The sequence below is a fragment of the Brachybacterium horti genome, from assembly GCF_054777615.1.
Map to the genome: position 1 here is coordinate 664,495 of NZ_BAAHAM010000002.1, position 20,880 is coordinate 685,374.

The following is a 20,880-nucleotide window of genomic DNA, read 5'->3' on the forward strand; positions in this document are numbered from 1 at the left end:
GATGGCGCGATGGTTCCTGGGGCCGCCCGCGTGGAAGGACATCGAGGCGATCCTCTCGGACCGCCCCGCGGCGGTGGTGTCCCCGCCGATCACCGTGGAGCACACGGGCAGGCGCAGCACCCCGCACCGGCCGGCGACGATCGTCCCCTACGCGGAGCTGCACGCCCACTCGCACTTCAGCTTCCTCGACGGCGCCTCCGCCCCGGAGGACATGGCGCGCCACGCCGCGGCGCTCGGCCTCGAGGCGATCGGGCTCGTGGACCACGACGGCCTCTACGGGGTGGTCCGCTTCGCGAAGGCCGCCGCGGAGGAGGGCGTGGCGACCGTGATCGGCGCGGAGCTGACCCTCGGCCTCGAGCCCGGGGCGGAGGTCGCCACGGCCACCCCCGTACGCTCGGCGCCGCGCACCGGGGTGCCGGACCCGGACGGCGAGCACCTGCTCGTGCTCGTGCGGGACGCGGAGGGCTACGCGCAGCTCTCCGCGGCGATCGCCCGCGCCCACCTCGACTCGGGGGAGAAGGGCGTGCCCCGCTACCGCCTCGATGACCTCTCCCGCACCGGTCGGGAGGGGCACTGGCTGATCCTCACCGGCTGCCGCAAGGGCGCCGTGACGCGCGCCGTCGCCCCGCATCTCGCGGCCGGGGACCTCGAGGCGGCCGCGCACGCCGCCGCGGAGGGGATCGGACGGCTCGTGGACCTCTTCGGCGCGGGGAACGTCGCCGTCGAGCTCGTGGCGGGCGGCGGGGGAGAGGCGGACGAGCTGCACGACGCGCTCGCCCAGGGCGCCCGGATGGTCCGCGAGACGCACGGCCTGGACACGGTGAGCCTGCCGCTCGTGGCGACCTCGAACGCGCACTACGCGACCCCGTCGGACAAGCGGCTCGCCGACGCCCACGCCGCCCTCCGCGCCGCGGTGCCGCTGTCCCGCGCGGATCCGCACCTCCCCGGGCACCTGCGCCACCTGCGCAGCGGCGAGGAGATGGCGCAGCTGCTGCCCCGCTACCCGGGCGCGATCGAGGCGGCCGCACGGATCGGCCGGGACCAGGCGCTGGACCTGCGGCTGATCGCCCCCTCGCTGCCGCCGTTCCCGGTGCCCGCGGGGCACGACGAGGCGAGCTGGCTCGTGGAGCTCGTGGAGCAGGAGGGTCGCGAGCGGTACGGGCCGCGCCCCGCGGAGGGCCGCCCCGAGCGGGTGCCCGGCGCGTGGGCGCAGATCGACCACGAGCTGAAGGTCATCACCGACCTCGCCTTCCCCGGCTACTTCCTCATCGTCCACGACCTCGTCGCCTTCTGCCGCCGCGAGGGGATCCTCTGCCAGGGCCGCGGATCCGCCGCGAACAGCGCCGTCTGCTACGCGCTCGGGATCACGGCGGTCGAGCCCGTCGGCCACCACCTGCTGTTCGAGCGCTTCCTCGCGCCCGAGCGGGACGGCCCGCCGGACATCGACATCGACATCGCCTCGGACCGCCGCGAGGAGGTCATCCAGTACGTCTACGGCCGCTACGGCCGGGAGAACGCCGCCCAGGTCGCCAACGTCATCACCTACCGGGCGAAGCTCGCGGTGCGGGACGCGGCGCGGGCGCTGGGCCACGACCCCGGCGCGCAGGACGCCTTCGCGCGCCGCATCGAGCGCTCCTTCTCCTCCCTCGCGGAGGCGGAGATCCCCGAGGACGTCGTCTCCCTCGCCCAGCAGCTGCGGGACGCGCCCCGCCACCTCGGCATCCACTCCGGCGGCATGGTCCTGTGCGACCGGCCGGTGATCGAGGTGTGCCCCGTGCAGTGGGCGGCGATGGCGGACCGCTCGGTGCTGCAGTGGGACAAGGACGACTGCGCCGACGCCGGGCTCGTGAAGTTCGACCTGCTGGGCCTCGGCATGCTGACAGCGATCGACCACGCCCTGCGGATCGTCGCCGAGCACCACGACCAGCACTTCGAGCTGCGCACCCTGCCGCAGGAGGATCCGGCCGTGTACGACATGCTCTGCACGGGGGACAGCGTGGGCGTCTTCCAGGTCGAGTCCCGGGCCCAGATCTCGACCCTGCCGCGGCTGCGGCCGCGCGAGTTCTACGACCTCGTCGTCGAGGTCGCGCTGATCCGGCCCGGGCCCATCCAGGGCGGCAGCGTCCACCCCTACCTGCGCCGCCGCACCGGAGAGGAGGAGGTCACCTTCCTGCACCCGCTGCTGGAGAAGTCGCTCGGGCGCACCCTCGGCATCCCCCTGTTCCAGGAGCAGCTCATGCAGATGGTCGTCGACGTCGCGGACTTCACCCCCGCCCAGGCGGACCAGCTGCGCCGCGCCATGGGCTCCAAGCGCTCCACGCAGAGGATGATGGAGCTCTCCGACGCCCTGTACGCCGGCATGGCCCGCCACGGCATCACGGGCGAGGACGCGGACGCCGTGCAGCGCAAGCTGCTCGCCTTCGCGAACTACGGCTTCCCGGAGTCCCACGCCTACTCCTTCGCGTACCTCGTCTACGCGAGCTGCTACCTCAAGTGCCACTACCCGGCGGCGTTCACGGCGGCGCTGCTGCGCTCCCAGCCGATGGGCTTCTACTCCCCGCAGTCGCTCGTCGCCGACGCCCGCCGCCACGGCGTGCTCACGCTCGGCCCGGACGTGCAGGTCTCCGGCGCCCTCACCGACCTGGAGACCGGGCCCCGCCACCACGGCTACCGCGTGCCCACGGACGAGGAGCTCGCCGCCGGGGCGGCCCGCCCGCAGGTGCAGGGGGAGGCCGCGGCGCAGGGGCCGGCGATCCGCCTGGGCCTGGACCAGGTGCGCACGATCTCCACCACGACGGCCGAGCGGATCGTCGAGGCGCGGGAGCAGGGCGGGCGCTTCACCTCCGTCCCGGACCTCGCCCGGCGGGTGCGGCTCACGGCCCGGCAGCTTGAGGCGCTCGCGACGGCCGGGGCGCTCGACGGCCTCGCCCCGTCCCGCCGGCAGGCGCTGTGGGCCGCGGGCGCCGCCGCGCAGGAGACGCCGGGCACGCTGCCGCACCTCGCGGTGGGCGCGGAGGCGCCGACGCTGCCGGGGATGAGCGACGCGGAGCTCGCCGCGGCGGACGCCTGGGCCACCGGCATCACGCCGGGGGAGCATCCGATGGCGCTCGTGCGCGCGGGCCTCGAGGAGGCGGGGGTGCTCTCGATCCGCGGGACCCGGGACGCGGCCGACGGCAGCCGCATCCGGGTGGGCGGCGTCATCACCCACAAGCAGCGCCCGATGACGGCGAGCGGCGTCACCTTCCTCAGCCTCGAGGACGAGACCGGGATCCTCAACGTCGTCTGCTCGGTGGGGTTCTGGACCCGGCACCGGGCACTGCTGCGCAGCTCCCGCGCGGTCGTGCTGCGGGGGATCGTCGAGAACGCGACGGGCGCCGTCAACCTCGTGGCCGACGACGCCGCGCCGCTCGAGGTCGCCGCGGCGACCCCCTCCCGCGACTTCCGCTGAGCGGATCCGCCGCTCAGGCGGGGAGCGGCTCCGCGCCCACCACCTCGCGCGGGTGGCGGCCGTCGGCCCGGCGCGCGCCGCGGGAGGCGAGCAGGGTCACCACGAGAGACACGGCGGTCACCACGAGGATCAGGCCCAGCGTGCCGCTCGTCGAGACGAGCGACCCGCCGAGCGCCGCGTGCACGAGCCCCTGCGCGACGATCGTCATCGGCATGCCGCCGCTGACGGCCTGCAGCAGCGGGGGAGCGGTCTGCAGCGGCAGGATCCCCACGAGCGCGACGACCTGCAGCACGAGCAGCAGCACCGAGACGATGCGTCCCATGCGGTCCCCGAGCAGCGTCAGCAGCGCCTGGTGCAGGGCGGCGAACATGACCGCCGCGCCGAGCGCCACGAGCCCCACGGCGAGCGGGGAGACCGGGGCGATGCCGATCGCGGTGAGCACCGCGAGCACGGCGACCGCCTGGGCGACGCCGAGGGCGACGGCCGGGGCGAGGGAGCGCAGGGCCACCCGCCACATGGGCATCGCCCGGTCCAGCAGGCGCTTCTGCAGCGCGGGCAGGAGCAGGAAGGTCGCGAAGGCGCCGAGCCACAGCGCGAGCGCCACGACGAAGGGGAAGATCGCGGTCTCCGCGCCGTCCGCCTCGTTCCAGCGGGTCACGTCCGTGGTGACCGGCGCCGAGCCCTGGGCGCTCATCCGGTCCCGCTCCGCCTGGGTGTAGGAGGGCACGTTGTCGGCGCCCTCCTGGAGGCCGTCGGCGAGCTGCGAGGTGCCGTCCGCGAGCTGGGAGGAGCCGTCGGCGAGCTTGTCCGTGCCGTCGGCGAGGTCCCCGGTGCCGTCGGCCAGCTGGGTGGAGCCGTCGGCGAGCTGGTCCGCGCCCGTCCCGAGCTCGGTTGCGCCGTCGGCGAGCTGCGAGGAGCCGTCGGCGAGCTGGGTCGCGCCGTCCGCGCTGGACCGGGTGCCGTCGGCGAGCTCGGTGAGGCCGCCGGAGAGCTGGCCGGCGCCGTCGGCGGACTGCCGGGTGCCGTCGGCCAGCTGCGAGGAGCCGTCGGCGAGCTGGGTCGCGCCGTCCGCGCTCGAGCGGGCGCCGTCGGCGAGCTGCGAGGAGCCGTCGGCGAGCTGGGTCGCGCCGTCCGCGCTCGAGCGGGTGCCGTCGGCGACCTGGGAGGCGCCGTCGGCGAGGTCGGAGGCGCCGTCGGCGGACTGCCGGGTGCCGTCGGCGAGATCGGAGGCGCCGCCGGCGAGCTGGTCCACGCCGTCGGCGTAGTCGTGCAGGCCGGAGGCGAGGGAGGTGACGCCGTCCTCGAGCCGGGTGGCGCCGTCGGCGCTCGCGCGGGCTCCCTCGGCGAGGGAGTCGGCGCCGGCGACGAGGCCCGGGTTCTCCTGCGTCCCGTCACCGTCGAAGGCGGTGGCGAGGCCGTCGGCGTACTGCTGCACGCCCTCGGCGCCCTGCACGAGTCCGGGCTGCTCGTCAGTGCCGGTGAGGCCGTCGGCGAGCTGCTGCGCACCGTCGGCGAGGCCGGTGGTGCCGTCGGAGACGCCGCGGGCGCCCTCGGCGACCTGGGCGGTGCCGTCGACGAGGCCGTCCTCCCCGTCGCCGCCGTTCAGGCCCTGGTCCACGCCCTGCGCATAGGCGAGGTTGCCCTCGGCCTGCGCGCACAGCGTCTGGTCGACCTGATCGCCCTCGCACACCGCGTCGCGGAGCGCCTGGGCGTTCTCGACCATGCCGGGGGTGCCGTCGCCGCCGCCGATCGAGGCGGAGAGCTGCGAGGCGCCGTCGGCGACTTGCTCAGCACCGTCCGCGACCTGGTCGGAGCCGTCGACGAGACCGGGCTCGTCGCCGGAGCCGGTGACGCCGTCGGCGAGGTCCTGGGCGCCCTGGCCGAGCTCCTGGGCGCCGTCGGCGACGCCCTGCGCGGTGGTGGACAGACCCGGGTTCGCGTCGCTGCCGTCGCCCGTGAGGGCGCCCTCGGCCTTCTTCACGCCGTCCGCGTAGTCCTCGAGGCCGGTCGCGAGCTGGTCCGCGCCGGCGGCGAGGCCGGGGTTCTCGGCGGTGCCGTCGCCGGTGACGCCGGCGGCGAGCTGGTCGGCGCCGTCGAGCAGGCCGGGGGTCTCGTCCGTGCCGTGCATACCGGCCTTGAGCGCGGCGGCGCCGTCGGAGAGGTCGCTGCTGCCGGTGGCGAGCTGGTCGAGGCCCGTGGCGAGGTCGGAGGTGCCGTCGGCGACGGAGTCGCTGCCGTCGGCGAGCTGATCCAGCCCGGTCGCGAGGTCCGAGCTGCCGGTCGCGACGCCGTCGCTGCCGTCGGCCAGGCTGCCGAGACCGGTCGCGAGGTCCGAACTGCCGTCGGCGACGCCCGCGCTGCCGGTCGCGAGCTGGTCCAGGCCCACCGCGAGGTCGGAGCCGCCCTGGGCGGCGCCGTCCGCGCCGGTGGCGAGCTGGTCGAGGCCGGTCGCGAGCTGCGCGTTGCCGTCGGCGGCCTGCCGGGCGCCATCGGCGAGGCTCCACACGCCGCCCGCGAACTGCTGGGAGCCGTCCGCCGCCTGCTGCGCGCCGTCGGCGAGCTGGCGGGTGCCGTCGGCGGTCTGCTGCACGCCGTCGTCGAGCTGGGAGGCGCCGTCGGAGAGCTCGGAGGCGCCGTCCGCGGAGTCCTGGAAGCCGCTCTTGAGGTCGCCGAAGCCCACATAGAGGCCGTCGAGGTACTGGCTCGTCATCTCGCCGCCCAGGGAGCTCGCGGCGGCGGAGGAGACGGCGGTCGCGATGAGCGAGTTCAGCGCGGTGTTCGCATCGTTGGTGGTGACCTCGACGATCGCGGGGACCGCGTCGGTGGTGCCGATCGAGGTGAGCTTCTTCGAGAAGTCCTTCGGGAGGGTGATCACGGCCGCGTACTCGCCCGAGCGCAGGCCGGCCTCGGCGTCGTCGGCGTCGGTGAGCTGCCAGTCGAAGCCGGTGGTGCCGAGCCCGGAGGCGGCCGCGTCGTCGTCGGACTCGGCGGTGCCGGGCTGGGTGAGCGCGCCGGCGAGGGAGCGGCCGAGCGGCACGGTCTGGGTCTTCCCGTCGACGGTCATCTCCGCGCCCTCGTCGAGGTTGACGACGGCGGCGGGGACGGTGTCGATGCGGTCCACGCGACCGCTGAGGGCCCACAGGCCCACGCCCGCGACGAGCACGGGCAGCAGCAGGATCACGATGAGGGTGCGGGGGTGGCGCAGCCGGTTCATGCGAGGGCTCCTTCGGCGGCGGGGGCGGAGGCGTCGGGTCGGTGGGTGCCGGGGCCGGTGTCCCGCCCCGGTCCGTCGGGGCGGGGGCGGACGGTGAGCGCGAGCAGTCGTCCGGGGTCGCGGAGCACGTCGTGGAGGTGGTGCTCGATCGGCACCGCGTCCTCGCCCTCGGCGCCCACGAGGATCGTCACGCCTGCGTCGAGCAGCGCGTCGATCCGGGCCGCGACGGCATCGGTGTCGCGGGCGAGGGCCCGTTCGAGGTCGGCCGCGTCCTCGAGCACCACGAGCCGCTGGTCGAGGTGGCGGCCGGAGACCTCGGCGAGGCGTGAGGCGACGTCGGCGCCCGCGGCGAGGTGGTGGATGCGGGACTGGATCGCGCCGAGGTCGTCCGGGGCGAGGCGGTCGTGAACCGCGAGGATGCCCGCGCTCGGCACGGTGCGGCCGGCGGCAAGGGCGAGGAAGGTGTCGCGGGCGGGAGCATCGGCGGAGCGCACCACGAGCAGCCGACCGGGGAGCACGGAGCCGGTGAGCGGGCCCAGCTCGCCGCGCGCACCGATGAGCGGGGTGACGGCGTCCTCGAGACGGAGGGCGGCCTCGCCGTGCTCGGCGGTCCAGCGGCGGTGCTCGAGGACGGCCGCGAGGCCCTCGCCCTCGACGTCGACGGTGGGCAGGATCCGGTCCAGCCAGCGCGGCAGCCACCAGGCGTGGCGGCCCAGCAGCGCGAGCACCGCGGGGACGAGGGTCATGCGCACCACGAAGGCGTCCACGAGCACGCCCACGGCGAGGCCGATCGCGATGGGCTGAAGCATGAACCAGCCGGCGGTCACGAAGCCCGCGAACACGGCCGTCATGATGAGCGCCGCCGCGACGACGACCGGGGCGCTGCCGGTGAAGCCCCGCTCGATCGAGCGGCGCGCGTCGCCGGAGTGCACGAACTCCTCGCGCATCCGGGTCACGAGGAACATCTCGTAGTCCATGGCGAGGCCGAACAGCACGCCCATCACCATGATCGGCATGAAGGCGACGACGGGGCCGTTGACGGAGACGTTCAGCGGCCCGTTGAACCAGCCGTACTCGAAGACCATCGCGGTCACGCCGAAGGCCGCGCCCACGGAGAGCAGGTAGCCCAGCGACGCCTTGATCGGCACCCACACGGAGCGGAACACGAGCGCGAGCAGGATCAGCGAGAAGCCGACGACGAAGATCGCGAAGGGGATCAGCGCCCCGGAGAGCTTCGCGGTGATGTCGATGCCGACGGCCGTCGCGCCGGTGACGATGACGTCGGAGACGCCGAGCTCGTCCTCCCAGCCGGCGGCGTGGTCGCGCAGGTCCGCGACGAGCTCCTTGGTGCTGTCGTCCGTCGGGCCGCCCTCGGGGATGACCGCGACGACGGCGAGGTCGGCGCCGCGGTTGGGGGTCGCGATCTGGATCGACTCGACGTGGGGGAGGGACTCGATGTCCTTCTCGAGGGAGTCGACGGTGGCGAGCGGGTCGGTGGTGTTGATGATGTCGGCGGTGACGAGCAGCGGGCCGTTGTAGCCGGGGCCGAAGGTCTTCGAGACGAGGTCGTAGGTGTCGCGGGCGTCGGTGCCGGGCTGCTCGGTGCCGAGGTCCGGCAGGGCGAGCGCGAGATCCTTCGCGGGGATGGCGAGCGCGCCGATGCCGAGCACGACGACGATGATCGTGAGGGCGGGGACGCGGGTCACCAGGCGCACCCAGGCGAGGCCGATCCCGCGCTTGGGCGCGTCGTGCCGGGCGATCTCCTCCTCGGGCAGCACGCCGCCGTTCTCCGCCATGAGGCGGCGCACGCGGCGGGGCCGCAGCCGCTCGCCGAGGATGCCCATGATCGCGGGCAGCAGCGTCAGGGCCACGACGACGCTCATGGCGACGGTGCCGGCGGCGGCGATGCCCATGACGGTGAGGAAGGGGATCCCGGTGACGAAGAGGCCCACGAGGGCGACGATGACGGTGAGCCCCGCGAAGATGACGGCGCTGCCGGAGGTCGCGATCGCGGCGCCCACGGACTCGCGGACGTCGTCGCCGCGGGAGAGCTGGTCGCGGTGGCGGGAGAGGATGAACAGGGCGTAATCGATGCCGACGGCGAGGCCGAGCATCGCGCCGAGGGAGGTCGTGACCGAGGGGATGTCGATGCCTGCGGCGAGCGCCATGACGGCCATCATCGAGATGCCGACGCCCGTGACGGCGGTGACGATGGGGATGACGGCGGGCACGAGGGAGCGGAACACGACCGCGAGGATGATCAGCGCGATGACCAGCCCGATGATCTCCCCGGCGCCGAAGGGGATCTCCGAGCTCTGGAGGAACTGCCCGCCCACGTGGGCCTCGAGCCCGATCTCGCCGCCGCTCCTGACGATGTCGGTGATCTGCTCGACGGAGGACTCGGGGTACTCGCCCACCTGGCCCTTCATCTGGAACTGGGCCATGAGCGCGGTGTCGTCGTCGTTGCGGGTGCCGGGGGCGTCCTCGTCGAAGGGATCGGAGGAGACCTCGACCCCCTCGACGTCGCCGATCTGCTCCATGACGCGCTGGATGCGGGCCTCGTGGTCGTCGACCGTGGAGCCGTCCTCGGCGACGAAGACCACCTCGCCGGCGGTGCCGCTCATCTCGGGGAACCGGGTGGAGAGCTGGTCGATGCCGCGCTGGGCATCGGTGCCGGGGATCTGGAACTCGGTGGAGAAGGCGCCGCCGAGGCCGACGGCGAGCCCGCCCACGGCGAACAGCAGGACGGCCCAGACGGCGACGACCTTCCAGCGGGCGGCGGCCATGGCACGGCCGAGGCGGTAGAGCGACGAGGACACGGGACCTCCGGGGCAGGGCAGGGCGATGGGCGCGGGCACCTCACGGCTCAGCCGACGGCAACCTCGATGCACGAGTGTACGCACATTCGATACACAAATGTATCGATGGTCTAGACTGCGGGGGAACACGATCCCCGGCCCTCTCGACGTCGAGCGGGCCTGCCCGCGAGGAGCCCCCACCCCCATGACCGACCTCTTCGAGCCGCTGCCACGCTCCGCGGGCACGCGCCGGAAGGAGAACACCCGCCAGCGCCTGGTGCAGGCCTCCCTCGACGTCTTCGTCGACAAGGGCGTGGACGGCGTCACCGTCGACGACATCGTCAAGGCCGCCGGCTTCACCCGCGGGGCGTTCTACTCGAACTTCTCCAACAAGGAGGAGGTCTTCCTCGCCCTGTTCTCCTCGGTCACGGACGAGCTGCTCACGATCCTGCGCACCGAGGTCGAGGGCGCGATCCCCGTGACCGCCCCGGACCCGTGCCTGCGGGAGGACCCCGACGCGGCCGTCCTCGTCGCCGCCTTCGAGGCGCTGCGCCCCTACTCGCGCCAGTGGTACCTCCTCTACACCGACGCGGTGACGCACTCCCTGCGGGAGGCGGAGATGAGGGCGGCCCTGACCTCCGAGCTGGGACGGCTCCGCGACGCCGTGGCCCGCCTGCTCGCGCGCGGCATGGAGCAGAACGGGGAGCGCAGCCGGCTCCCGCTTCCGGACCTCGCCCAGCTCCTCGTCGGGATCTTCCTGGACCTCATGCTGCGGGAGCTGCTGGACGGCCGGGAGGACGTCACCGAGCTCGCCGCGACGACGATCCTCGGCACGCTGCACGCCTTCCTCGAGCCCGCCTGAGGCCCCCGGGCTCGGACGGGCGGCATCGCGGGCGCCGGGCAGGGCCCGCCCGGTTCGCCCCGAACCTCCCGGTGATCGGCGACCGACACGCCGGGACGGGAGCCTGACGCAGGCGGGACGGGGGAGCGGCCCCTAGGGTCGACCCCAGGTGCGACGCATGTCGCATCCGCCCTTCCCCCGCGTCCCCGCTTCCCCAGGAGACACCGATGGCTCCCTACCGCCCCAAGCACCTCACCACCCCCGCGCCGCCTGCCGCCTCCTCCGGCGCCGACGCCGGACGGCGGTCGCTCCTCCGAGGGGGCGTCGTCGGCGCCGCCGCCCTCGGGGTCGGCGCGACCGCCCTCACCGCCCCCGCCGCCCAGGCCGCCGGCATCTACGGACAGGACGTCTCCGGCTGGCAGTCCTCCGTGGACTGGGAGGCGCAGGCCTCCGCCGGCTCCCGCTTCGCCTACGTGAAGGCCTCCGAGGGCGTCACCTACCGCAGCTCGACGTTCAACGAGCAGTACACCGGTGCGGGCCGCGCCGGGCTCGTGCGCGGCGGCTACCACTTCGCCCGGCCGGACCGCAGCGGCCCGGAGAAGCAGGTCGAGAACTTCCTCGGCGCCGGCGGCGGCTGGACCGACGACGGCATCACGCTCCCCGGCATGGTCGACTTCGAGGGCTACGCCGGCCTCCCCTCGGACTACGGGCTCAGCCAGCAGGAGCTGCGCCAGTGGATCATCGGCTTCCTCAGCGCCTACAAGGACGCCGTCGGCCGCCGCCCCGTCATCTACACCAACGCCCACTGGTGGGACGACAACGTGGGCACCTGGACCCCGTCGAACACGCCGCTCTTCCTCGCCGCCTACCAGTCCTCCGAGCCGACGAACCTGCCCGGCAACTGGTGGGCGTGGGAGCTGTGGCAGTACTCCGAGTCCGGCCCCTTCGCGGGCGACTCCGTGAAGTGGCACGGGGGAGAGAGCTCCTTCGAGTCGTTCGTGAGCGACGTCGACTACACGGCGCGCGGCATCTGACGTCGCGGGGGAAGGGGCTGGGTAGCCTTCCCCGGTGACCACGACAGACGCATCCACGACCACTGGACGCCCGGCCGGCGCCGTCTACGCCGACCGGGGGTCCTCCCACTTCGACATCCTCCTCGCCGCCATGGTGGCGGTGGTGATCCTCTCCGGCATCGGCGCCGCCAAGGGGGTCAGCTTCGGCACGGTCCCGGGGACCGGGCTCGAGATCATCACCGACGGCGGGTTCATCCTCTTCCCCCTCGCCTACGTGCTCGGCGACATCGTCACCGAGTTGTACGGCCCCCGCACCGCGCGCCGCGCGATCATCGTCTCCTTCGCCGCGAGCATCCTCGCCTCCCTCAGCTACTGGGCGATCATCGCCCTGCCGCCGTTCCCCGACGACTACGGCCTGGCGAAGCAGGAGGCCCTCGAGCTCGCGCTCGGCCCGGTGTGGATCGTCGTCCTCGCCGGTCTGGCCGGCTTCGCCTGCGGGCAGAGCCTGAACTCCTTCGTGGTGGGTCGCATGAAGCAGCGCCTCGGCGAGCGCGGGCTGATCGGCCGGCTCTTCACCTCCTCCGGGCTCGGCGAGCTCGTGGACACGATCATCTTCTGCACCATCGCCTCCGCGGCGATCGGCATCACGACCATCGAGCAGTGGGCCCAGTACACGGTGCTCGGCTTCCTCTACAAGGTGCTCGTCCAGTACGCGATGATCCCGGTGACCTCCGCGGTGATCCGCTGGCTCAAGCGCACCGACCCCACCTACCAGGCGCGCCTGCGCGAGGCCGCAGCGGCCTGACGCACTCCCGCACGGCGGGGGAGCGGGCCGACGTTCCTCCCGCCCGGCGGCGTCCCGTCCCGACGAAGGTCGGGCGACGGGGTGACCGCCGGGAGGGCGAGGCCCCCCGCGCGGGAGGACGAGGCTGGGGGCCATGAGCTCCTCGTCATCGCTCTCCTCGCCATCGCCCGCGCTCCCGCCCACCGACCCTGCTCACTCCGACCTCCCACCCTCGCGCGCCCCGCGCACGGGGACCCGTCCCGGGCATCCGTTCGGTGCGCACGTGCGCATGCGCTGGTGGGCGCCGCCGATCCTCGTCGTCGCCACGCTCGTCGTCATGGTCGCGCTGCAGCTCGCCCTGGACGTGGTGGCGCAGCTCGTGGAGGTCGACCTCCTGGGCGCGGAGCCGTCGGGATTCTCGCTGAGCCCGCTGCGGCTGCTCGCCGCGAACCTGTCCCTCGCGGCCACCGCCGTGGTCTCCACCGCCCTCATGATGGTGCTCGCCCGGGTTCCCTGGCGTGACGTGCTGAGCCGCGGGCGACCCTTCTCCTGGAGGGCGCTCGGGCGCTGGATGCTCGTCCTCTCCCCGCTGCTGCTCGTCCCCTCCGTCGTCGTGAGCCTCCTGATGCAGGGCATGCTCTCCGCCTTCGCGATCACCACGACGACCGTGGCGCTGATCCTCGTCACCCTGCTCACCACGCCGCTCCAGGCGGCGAGCGAGGAGGTCATCTTCCGCGGGGCGATGATGCCCGCGATCGCCTCCTGGGCGAGGTCCCCGCGCGTAGCCGTCGCGATCGGGCTCATCGGCTCGAGCCTCGCGTTCGGCCTGGTCCACGCCGCGACAGACCCGTGGCTGATCGCGTACTACACGCTGTTCGGGGTCAGCGCCGCGGCGATCACCCTGCTGAGCTCCGGCCTCGAGGCCGCGATCGCCTTCCACGTCGCCAACAACCTCATCAACATGCTGATCGCCGTCCTGTTCGCCGATGGCGGGAACGTCCTCATCGACCGCTCGGCCGGCAGCGGCGGCCCGGCGATGCTCCTCATGATCGCGGCGGACCTCCTGACCGTCCTCCTCGTGTGGCTCCTCGCCCGACTCGGGCGGGCCGTCGTGCACGGGACCGCCTGAGCCGGAACCGGAGGACCGGGACCGAGGACGACGGAGCCCCCGGCCGTGGCCCGGGGGCGCCGTCCCTGCTCGCGGCGGGCGGGAGGTCAGGAGAGCTTCGGCTCGACCTGCTTGGTGTAGATGTCCTGGAGCTTCGTCTGGAGGTCCGTCATGGCCTTCTCGACATCGCCCTCCTCGGTGAGGATCGAGCCCACCGCGGTCGCCATCTCCTGATCCGCACCAGGGAGGAACACGCGGGCGTAGTCCTGGGTGCGGGTGACCTCGAGCTGGTCGATCGCGGTCTGGATCTGCGGGGTCTTCTCGAGCAGGGCGGAGACGTCGGCGCTCTTGCGGATCGGCATGTAGCCGGTCGCGCCGGAGAACGCGACGGTGGACTCCGGGCGGCCCATGAACTCGATGAGCATCGCACCGGCGAGCTGCTGCTCGGGCGTGATCGCGGAGGGGACGCCGAGACCCGCACCGCCCGTCGGGCACACGGGCCCGTCGACCGGGCCGGCGGGGAGGAAGCCGACGCCCACGTCGAAGCTCGCGGCCTCGAGCACGCCCACGAGCGAGCCCGTCGAGGCGATCGTCGTCGAGCAGACGCCCGCGGCGAAGGTGTCCGCCGAGTCGCTCGAGGCGACCTGCGCCCAGCCCGCGGAGTGGACCGTGTCCTGCACCCAGGTCATGGCCTCGATCGTCTTCGGGTCGGAGACCTTCAGGGTCCAGTCGTCGGACCACGCCGTGCCCTGGCCCCAGAGCACGTTCTGGAGGGTCCAGCCGGCGTAGCCCGCGAGGTCGGGGTACATGTAGGCGACGTCGCCCTGGGTGAGCTTCGGGGCCCACTCCTCGAACTCCTGCCAGGTCTTCGGGGCGCGGTCGGGCAGGCCCGCGGCGGCGAAGTGGTCCTTGTTGTAGTAGAAGAGCGGCGTGGAGCGGCCGTAGGGGAGCGCCCACTGCTTGTCCTCGTACTGGTAGTCGGCGACGAGGGAGTCGCGGTAGTCCGCGATGTCGATGCCGAGCTTCTCGATCATCGGGTCCAGGGCGGCGATGTTGCCCTCGAGGAAGTAGCGGAACCACCACACGTCGGAGAGCACGACGACGGCGGGGAGATCGTCCTTGGCGGCCTGGGCCGTCTGGAAGCGCTGCGCGATCTCCTCGTAGTTCGAGCCGGCCGTCACGTGCTTGACGGTGATGCCCGTCTCCTCGGTGAACTTCGTGATGAGCTCGGCCTCGACGTCCTTGGAGCCGCCGGGGTGGCTGGTCCAGAAGGCGATCTCCGTCGCGGGCTCGACGGAGGAGAAATCGGTCTCCTCGGCGGCCGAGCCGCCGTCGCTGCCCCCGGAGCCGCCGCCCACGGAGGGCCCGCCGCAGGCGGCGAGGGCGAGGGCGCCGGCGCCGGCGGCGCCGAGCCCGATCAGGGAGCGCCGGGTCGTGGAGGCGGTGAGGGGGCGGGGGAGTCCGGTCATGGCGGGTGTCCTTTCGGGACGGGAGGTGGTGACCTGCAGGGGTGACGGCGGAGGGAGACGTGCGAGAGGGGGCGTAGCGGCGGTCAGCCGGTGACGCTGCCCTGGGTGAGCCCCGAGACGATGTAGCGCTGGAGCGCGGCGAAGACGAGCAGCACGGGGATGATGACGACGACGGTGCCGGCCATGAGGATCCCCCAGCCGGATCCCGTGTTCCCCTCGGAGTTCTGCAGGGCCGTGAGGCCCACGGGGAGCGTCATCATCGAGGAGTCGGTGGTGATGATCAGCGGCCAGATGTAATCGTTCCACTCGCTGACGACGGTCACGAGGGCGACCGTCGCGATCGAGGGCAGGGAGATCGGCACGACGATCCGCCAGATGCTGCCCCAGTGGCCGGCGCCGTCCAGGCTCGCGGCCTCGAGGATCGAGGGCGGGATCGTGAGGAAGTGCTGGCGCAGCAGGAAGGTGCCGAAGGCGGTGCCGAGGCCCGGGAGGATGATTCCCCAGTAGGTGTTGACGCCGCCCCAGCCGGCGATGAGCACGTAGTTGGGCAGGATCGCGACCTGCGGCGGCACCATGAGCGCCACGAGGATGCCCACGAAGATGATGCGCTTGGCGGGAAAGCGCACGAACACGAGCGCATAGGCGGTCATGATCGCGAGGGTGACCTTGAGGGTCGCGCCGATCACGGTGACGATCACGGAGTTCAGGAAGAACCGCGGGATCGGCACGGAGGTCATCGCGACCCGGTAGTTGTGCAGCGTCGGATCCGAGGGGAGCACCACGAGGTCCGTCGTGAGGATCTCCGACGGCGATTTGAACGAGCTGATCATCATCCACAGCAGCGGCAGCACCACCACGGCGGTCGCGAGGATCAGCGGGACGTAGCCGGTGAGGATCGTCGCGGCGAGGTTCTCGCGGGAGAACGGGCCGCCGCGCCGGCGGATCGGCGGGGGCGGCGTCTCGCCGACGGGCGGGGTCACGGGGCCGGGGGAGGTGGCGGCGGGGGCGCTCATGCGTAGTGCACCTTCTTCTCGACGAACCGGACCTGCACCACCGTGATGACGATGAGCATGAGGAACAGGACCACCGAGATCGCCGCGGAGTACCCGGCGCGCGAGTAGCCGCCGAAGGCCTGCAGGTAGCTCTCGAAGATGAGGGCGTTGGTGCCGCGTCCCGTGGGCGTCATGATCCGGAGGATGTCGAAGGCTTGGAGGCTGCTGAGCATCGTCGTGATGAGCAGGAAGAAGGTCGTGGGGGAGAGCAGCGGGAGGCTGATCGACCAGAACCGTCGCAGGGGGCCGGCGCCGTCGAGCGCGGCGGCCTGGAGGACGTCCTGCGGCAGCGACTGCAGACCGCCGAGGTAGACGATCGCGCAGTAGCCGAGGTTCTTCCAGATGTACACGACCATGACCATGACCAGCGCCATCGTCGGATCGTTCATCCATTCGGGGCTGCTGAGGCCGAGCTGGCGGAGGAACCACGCGAGCACGCCGAAGTCGGGATCGAAGATGAACAGCCACACCAGGCCCACGCCCACCCCGGAGAGCACGTAGGGCGCGAAGGCCGCGGAGCGGGCGATCGAGGTGCCGGGGATCCGCGCGTTCAGCGCGAGGGCCAGCAGCAGGCCGAGCACCATCGACCCGCCCACGGTGACGAGCGTGAAGACCACGGTGATGCGGATGCTCTCGTGGCCCGCCGTCGAGGTGAAGAACTCGACGTAGTTGCCCAGCCCGATGAAGGTCGCGCTCGCCGATCCGAGCGTCCAGTCCAGCATCGAGTAGTACACGTTCGTCAGCAGCGGCCGGTACGTGAACAGCGCGATGAGGACGATGTTGGGCAGGGCGAGGGCGAGGAACCAGATCGCGTCGCGGCGCCCCCTGCCCGAGAGCCGGCGGCGCCGCGGGGGCGCCCCCTGCCCGGTGGTCGTGCTCGACATCCGCTCCTCGTTCCGTCCGGGGCCGCCCGATCGGCGGCCGTGCGCCATCCCAGGGGACGGGCATGTCCGGATCGAGGCTCGCCGCCGTCCGGGAGAGGACCGGGGTGAGAACGTCCGATGAACTGCGCCGTCCATCTGTGAGGAGTCTGACACCATGCCCCGCTTCGAGGGCGGGTGTCTGAGAAATCGCAGGTCACGGACAGGTCACGGCGGACAGGGGGAGAGGCGGGTGGGGATCAGGGGAGGGCGATCAGCGTCTGCACGGGCGCATGGTCGGAGGGGTAGCGGCCGTCGGCGTCCCGCCACACGTTGATCGCCGTGCGCAGGGCGCGCACGCCCTCGCTCGTGCAGATCCAGTCGATGCGGTCGTTGCCCTCGACCGGGTCCTCGTAGCCGGGGAACGTGCCCCAGGCCGGGGTGAGCCGCTTCTCGGCGCTGTCCCAGGTGTCCAGCAGCGGGCCGTCGGTCACGAGGGTCGTGTACGCGCCGGAGTTCGGGGCGGGGGAGTTGAAGTCGCCCGTGAGGATCAGCGGGAGCCCGGCGAGCTCCTCGTCCTCCAGCAGCGCCGCGATCGCCTCGCCGCTGCGGATCCGGGCCTCCTCGGAGCGGTGGTCGAAGTGGGTGTTGACGTGCACGAGCTCGGTGCCGCTGCGCAGATCACGCAGGTGCGCCCAGGTGACGATGCGGGTCACGGTGTTGCCCCAGGTGGCGGAGCCGATGACGTCCGGCGTGTCGGAGAGCCAGAACTGGTCCCAGGCGAGCACCTCGAGACGCGTGGCGTCGTAGAGGATCGCGGAGTACTCGTCGCGGCTGCCGCCCTGGCGGCCGTAGCCGATCATGCGATGCTTCGGCAGCGCCTCCTCGAGGGCGCCGAGCTGGGCGTACTTCGCCTCCTGGACGCCGAGCAGGGTGGGCTGCTCCCGCTCGAGGAGCTCCACGAGCAGCGGCCGGCGCTCGGGCCAGTGGTCGGCGTCGCCCGGCTGGGTGTTCGTGGAGTTGTCCATGCGGATGTTGAAGGTCATCACGTGGAGCTGGTCCTTGCGGGCCTTGCCGATCAGCGCCTTGCCGGAGGCCGACGGCGCGGCCTCGGCGGGGACGGCGACGGCGGCGAGGCCGGCGGCGGTCGCGGTGGTGAGAAGGGTGCGGCGCATGAGGGTGGTCATCCTTCGTCTCCGATGTCGTGAGGTCAGGGGTTCCGTCGGGTCGGGACGGCGAACCCGTCGACCTTGGCGAGCCGGGGTGAACGGGGCGTGCACCGATCATGTCCCACGTGGGACGGCGGGACGGCGGGTTCCTCAGGATCCGGCGTAAGGAGCCGGGGCAACCCGCGCGCCGCCGCAGCCCGCTCGCCCCTTCCCACACCTCCGTACACAACGCCGATAATGTACGTTATGTAAAGTGGAGCGAGAGAGCCCCTCCCCGCGGCTCCCGCGCCCTGCTCGGCGCGGGAGCCCTTGCCCCCGGCGCGGCCCGTGCTCAGACTGGTGCCGATCGATCCCCATCCCTCTCCCGGACGGTGAGCCAGGACGATGACGACCTTCGAGAGCACCGACGAGTTCGAGGACGCGAGCTTCGTCCGCGCCAGCTTCCGCGGCGCCCGGCTGCGCCAGTGCGACATCAGCGTCGTGACGATCCGCGGCGCCGAGCTGAACGGCCTCGACATCGACAGCCACGATCTGGCGTTCGGGACACTGATCGTCAACGGCGTGGACGTCGTGCCCTTCGTCGAGGCCGAGCTCGACCGTCTCTTCCCTGGCCGCGCCCAGTCCCGCTCCCGCACGGCCGACGGGCTGCGCGAGAGCTGGGCCGCCGTGCAGCAGGCCTGGGCGACGACGATCGAGGCGACTCCCCCGGAGCTCATGGCGGCGCACGTGCCCGACGAGTGGTCGCCCGTGCAGACGCTGCGCCACCTCGTGCTCGCGACCGACGCCTGGCTGCACGGCGCGATCCTCCGCGAGGAGCAGCCCTTCCACGAGATCGGCCTGCTCTTCACCGGCGCCGCCGAGTTCGGCGTGGACACGAGCCCCTTCCGCACCGACACCCCGACCCTCGAGGAGGTGCTCGAGGTGCGGGCGGAACGCCACCACTCGGTCACCGCGTACCTCGAGGCGGTCTCCCCCGCGCAGCTCGAGGAGGAGCGCGACGACCCCTGGGGCGACACGAGCTGGCACCCCACCGTGGGCAGCTGCCTGCGCACGATCCTCGAGGAGGAATGGGCGCACCTGCGGTACACGCGGCGTGACCTCGCGCTGCTGGCCTGAGCCCACCCTCAGGCCGGCGCGACCTCCCGCCGCATGACGGTGTTGACCTGCCCCTTGGGCCGCACGAAGGCGAAGCCGGCCCGCTCGTAGACGCTCTGGGTGCCGTTGTAGAGGAACGAGGCGGAGACCTTCTTCTCCCGCGGCACGTGCGGATACCCCTCGACGACGCCGCCGCCGTCCTGCGCGATGAGGTCGAGAGCGCCGTCCAGGGCGCGGGTCACGAGCCCGTGCCGACGGTACCGGCGATCGACGAAGATGCAGGTCACACGATAGTCCGGCTCGCTCTCACCCTCCGCGTCGAGGTCGGCGAGGTACTGCGTGAGGTGGTGGAGGCCGGGCAGCTGCTCCGGCTTCCCGAACTCCGCCCAGGCGACGGCCTCCTCACCGTCCTCGCCGTCGCGGATCACGAGCGCCGCGCGGGCCACGCCCTGCTCGACCAGCTGCCGCTTGTAGACCCGGTTCCCCTTCGCGCCGGGCCCGCGCTCCGCGCAGTCCGGATGGAAGTACGTGCACCAGCAGCCGCCGAAGATGCCGCCGTGCCGGTCCACGAGCGCCTCGAACAGCGGCCAGCTCTCCGGTGTGAGCGGACGGATGGAGGTCGGGCCCGGATCGACGGTCGCCATGGCGCGACGCTACTCCCCCGCCATATGACGCGCCACACACCGAGCATCGGGTCGAGAGCTCCGGTCAGCAGGCGGCGATGACGCCCTCGCCGCCGTCCCAGCTCGCCACGAGGCGCACCGAGCCGTCGAGCCCGCCGACGGTGCGGGCGACGGTGAACGGCTCGCCGTCCTCCATGAGCGCGGCGAGGCTCGGTGCCTCCTCGCCCTCGTCGGTCTCGAGGTGCAGCAGCACGGACTGGGGCCGGCGCTCGACGAGGGTCTCGCCGTCATACACGTCGAGCTCGGCCTGCTCCTGCTCCCCGGCGAGCGCGCGGGCGAAGCAGTCGATCGCGATCTCGTCGCCGAGGCCGTCGTAGACGAACCGCTCCCCCAGCACCGAATGCTGCATGGTGCCCACGAAGGCGTCCTCCCCGTCCTCCAGGGGCGCGGCGCGGTAGGTGAGCGGCAGGTGGAACACGGTGTCCCCGGCCTGCACGAGGTGGCACTCGACGCCCACCTCGCCGGCCGGGTCGTCGAAGCGGTAGGCGCCCAGCACGGTGATCTCGCCGCCGTCGCCCCAGCTGCGGTCGGAGAGGAAGGCGTGCAGGATCTCGGGCTTGGTGGGGCTCAGATCGGCCCGATGGATGATCGCCATGCCCCCCACAGTACGGGGCGCGCGGCGGGTCGTCACCGCAGGCGCACCGTCACGGGGTCGTCGGTGACGGGAGAGTGGCGGACCACCTCGTGCCCCGGGTGGAGCCGGGCGTCGGAGACGTAGAGGGCATGGAGCTCCGCCTCCGCCTGATCGCTCCCGGCGTCGGCGGCGGCGAGCAGCGCGGCGGCACGGTCGAGCAACTCGAGCAGCGTCGGCTCCATCGACTCACCCGGCCCGGGAGCCCCGCCCCAGGAGTCCCACAGCAGCAGCTCGTCCCCGTAGCGGTGGGCGAGCTCCCAGAGGAGCTCCGCGAGCACGAAGCCTTCGCCCGCCAGCTCCGGGATCCCCGGCGCGACCCCGTGGGACGACGGGTCCATGCGGCACTCCCGCACCAGACGGAAGGTCTCCCCCGCCGTCACGAAGCCCGGGCCCCGTGCAGGACGACCTCCGTGTCGAGGTCCAGGGGGTCCGGCAGCAGCCCTGGAGCCGCTCCCCCACCGGCCGCTCCGCGCGCAGCGGCCGGCCGTCGTGGCGGCGCTGGTCGGTGGCGAGCATGTCGGTGACCCAGCGCAGGTCGACGTCGCCGCGGGTCGCGGGTGGCAGGTCGGCCTCCTGGCCCCGGTAGTGGGCGCCGAGGTTCCGCACGACCCGCCCGATCTCGGCGGCTTGCGGCGGTACCGCGTCGAGCAGCGCCGACCAGGGCCCCGGGTCGGAGGTGGGGGTGTGCCGCGCCCAGTCCGCAGGGACGGGA

General features: G+C 73.0%; 15 protein-coding genes. 6 read left to right on the top strand and 9 right to left on the bottom strand.

Annotated features, from left to right (window positions below; all coding sequences use genetic code 11):
- The first annotated feature begins 1 nt into the window (after position 1).
- Positions 2–3,448: an error-prone DNA polymerase family protein gene (locus tag ACYVAP_RS08285; RefSeq protein ID WP_498860290.1), complete on the top strand. Its 3,447-nt coding sequence runs from the start codon at positions 2–4 to the stop codon at positions 3,446–3,448.
- A 13-nt stretch (positions 3,449–3,461) separates the two neighbouring features.
- Here the strand turns inward: ACYVAP_RS08285 and ACYVAP_RS08290 are convergent, their stop codons facing one another.
- Complete coding sequence (locus ACYVAP_RS08290) at positions 3,462–6,662, bottom strand: YhgE/Pip domain-containing protein (protein WP_498860291.1); 3,201 nt, start codon at positions 6,660–6,662, stop codon at positions 3,462–3,464.
- Complete coding sequence (locus ACYVAP_RS08295; protein ID WP_498860292.1) at positions 6,659–9,481, bottom strand: MMPL family transporter; 2,823 nt, start codon at positions 9,479–9,481, stop codon at positions 6,659–6,661. The genes ACYVAP_RS08290 and ACYVAP_RS08295 overlap by 4 nt, the downstream gene beginning before the upstream one ends.
- Before the next feature lie 184 nt (positions 9,482–9,665).
- Here ACYVAP_RS08295 and ACYVAP_RS08300 point away from each other — a divergent pair, with 184 nt between their 5' ends.
- From ACYVAP_RS08300 to ACYVAP_RS08315, 4 genes are all read left to right on the top strand, one after another.
- Entirely contained in the window at positions 9,666–10,322 is a 657-nt protein-coding gene (locus tag ACYVAP_RS08300) for a TetR/AcrR family transcriptional regulator (RefSeq protein WP_498860293.1), read from the top strand.
- Positions 10,323–10,528: 206 nt separating this feature from the next.
- Complete coding sequence (locus tag ACYVAP_RS08305; protein WP_498860294.1) at positions 10,529–11,335, top strand: glycoside hydrolase family 25 domain-containing protein; 807 nt, start codon at positions 10,529–10,531, stop codon at positions 11,333–11,335.
- A gap of 34 nt (positions 11,336–11,369) precedes the next feature.
- Positions 11,370–12,119 (top strand): queuosine precursor transporter, encoded by a 750-nt coding sequence (locus ACYVAP_RS08310; protein ID WP_137770809.1) that lies wholly within the window; start codon positions 11,370–11,372, stop codon positions 12,117–12,119.
- Positions 12,120–12,252: 133 nt separating this feature from the next.
- On the top strand, positions 12,253–13,227 hold the full coding sequence (locus tag ACYVAP_RS08315) for a CPBP family intramembrane glutamic endopeptidase (RefSeq protein WP_498860295.1): 975 nt from the start codon (positions 12,253–12,255) through the stop codon (positions 13,225–13,227).
- Between the two features lie 86 nt (positions 13,228–13,313).
- Here the strand turns inward: ACYVAP_RS08315 and ACYVAP_RS08320 are convergent, their stop codons facing one another.
- The 4 genes from ACYVAP_RS08320 to ACYVAP_RS08335 form a co-directional block, all read right to left on the bottom strand.
- Positions 13,314–14,675, bottom strand: a complete 1,362-nt coding sequence (locus ACYVAP_RS08320; protein WP_264451613.1) for an ABC transporter substrate-binding protein — start codon at positions 14,673–14,675, stop codon at positions 13,314–13,316.
- Positions 14,676–14,758: 83 nt separating this feature from the next.
- Positions 14,759–15,688: a carbohydrate ABC transporter permease gene (locus tag ACYVAP_RS08325; protein ID WP_498860296.1), complete on the bottom strand. Its 930-nt coding sequence runs from the start codon at positions 15,686–15,688 to the stop codon at positions 14,759–14,761.
- Complete coding sequence (locus ACYVAP_RS08330; protein ID WP_498860297.1) at positions 15,685–16,611, bottom strand: carbohydrate ABC transporter permease; 927 nt, start codon at positions 16,609–16,611, stop codon at positions 15,685–15,687. Before ACYVAP_RS08330 ends, ACYVAP_RS08325 begins: the two co-directional genes overlap by 4 nt.
- A gap of 236 nt (positions 16,612–16,847) precedes the next feature.
- Positions 16,848–17,774 carry an endonuclease/exonuclease/phosphatase family protein gene (locus tag ACYVAP_RS08335; protein ID WP_498860298.1) on the bottom strand — a complete coding sequence of 309 codons (927 nt, stop codon included), beginning with the start codon at positions 17,772–17,774 and terminating at the stop codon, positions 16,848–16,850.
- A gap of 366 nt (positions 17,775–18,140) precedes the next feature.
- On the opposite strand from ACYVAP_RS08335, the gene ACYVAP_RS08340 reads away from it, so the two are divergent.
- Positions 18,141–18,872, top strand: a complete 732-nt coding sequence (locus ACYVAP_RS08340) for a DinB family protein (RefSeq protein ID WP_498860299.1) — start codon at positions 18,141–18,143, stop codon at positions 18,870–18,872.
- A gap of 8 nt (positions 18,873–18,880) precedes the next feature.
- Here ACYVAP_RS08340 and ACYVAP_RS08345 read toward each other — a convergent pair whose 3' ends face one another.
- The 3 genes from ACYVAP_RS08345 to ACYVAP_RS08355 form a co-directional block, all read right to left on the bottom strand.
- Positions 18,881–19,495: a GNAT family N-acetyltransferase gene (locus ACYVAP_RS08345; RefSeq protein WP_498860300.1), complete on the bottom strand. Its 615-nt coding sequence runs from the start codon at positions 19,493–19,495 to the stop codon at positions 18,881–18,883.
- Between the two features lie 64 nt (positions 19,496–19,559).
- The gene (locus ACYVAP_RS08350; protein ID WP_498860301.1) at positions 19,560–20,129 is read right to left on the bottom strand and encodes a maltokinase N-terminal cap-like domain-containing protein; all 570 of its coding nucleotides are present in this window, start codon (positions 20,127–20,129) and stop codon (positions 19,560–19,562) included.
- Positions 20,130–20,161: 32 nt separating this feature from the next.
- Positions 20,162–20,506, bottom strand: a complete 345-nt coding sequence (locus tag ACYVAP_RS08355; protein ID WP_498860302.1) for a hypothetical protein — start codon at positions 20,504–20,506, stop codon at positions 20,162–20,164.
- Positions 20,507–20,880 lie beyond the last annotated feature (374 nt).

What these genes read in the sequence shown, in the direction of transcription:
- ACYVAP_RS08335 (WP_498860298.1), bottom strand. Translation starts at nt 17,774, where the DNA reads ATGACCACCCTCATGCGCCGCACCCTTCTCACCACCGCGACCGCCGCC.
- ACYVAP_RS08345 (WP_498860300.1), bottom strand. Translation starts at nt 19,495, where the DNA reads ATGGCGACCGTCGATCCGGGCCCGACCTCCATCCGTCCGCTCACACCG.
- ACYVAP_RS08320 (WP_264451613.1), bottom strand. Translation starts at nt 14,675, where the DNA reads ATGACCGGACTCCCCCGCCCCCTCACCGCCTCCACGACCCGGCGCTCC.
- ACYVAP_RS08300 (WP_498860293.1), top strand. Translation starts at nt 9,666, where the DNA reads ATGACCGACCTCTTCGAGCCGCTGCCACGCTCCGCGGGCACGCGCCGG.
- ACYVAP_RS08315 (WP_498860295.1), top strand. Translation starts at nt 12,253, where the DNA reads ATGAGCTCCTCGTCATCGCTCTCCTCGCCATCGCCCGCGCTCCCGCCC.
- ACYVAP_RS08290 (WP_498860291.1), bottom strand. Translation starts at nt 6,662, where the DNA reads ATGAACCGGCTGCGCCACCCCCGCACCCTCATCGTGATCCTGCTGCTG.
- ACYVAP_RS08340 (WP_498860299.1), top strand. Translation starts at nt 18,141, where the DNA reads ATGACGACCTTCGAGAGCACCGACGAGTTCGAGGACGCGAGCTTCGTC.
- ACYVAP_RS08305 (WP_498860294.1), top strand. Translation starts at nt 10,529, where the DNA reads ATGGCTCCCTACCGCCCCAAGCACCTCACCACCCCCGCGCCGCCTGCC.
- ACYVAP_RS08350 (WP_498860301.1), bottom strand. Translation starts at nt 20,129, where the DNA reads ATGGCGATCATCCATCGGGCCGATCTGAGCCCCACCAAGCCCGAGATC.
- ACYVAP_RS08330 (WP_498860297.1), bottom strand. Translation starts at nt 16,611, where the DNA reads ATGTCGAGCACGACCACCGGGCAGGGGGCGCCCCCGCGGCGCCGCCGG.
- ACYVAP_RS08325 (WP_498860296.1), bottom strand. Translation starts at nt 15,688, where the DNA reads ATGAGCGCCCCCGCCGCCACCTCCCCCGGCCCCGTGACCCCGCCCGTC.
- ACYVAP_RS08355 (WP_498860302.1), bottom strand. Translation starts at nt 20,506, where the DNA reads ATGGACCCGTCGTCCCACGGGGTCGCGCCGGGGATCCCGGAGCTGGCG.
- ACYVAP_RS08285 (WP_498860290.1), top strand. Translation starts at nt 2, where the DNA reads ATGGCGCGATGGTTCCTGGGGCCGCCCGCGTGGAAGGACATCGAGGCG.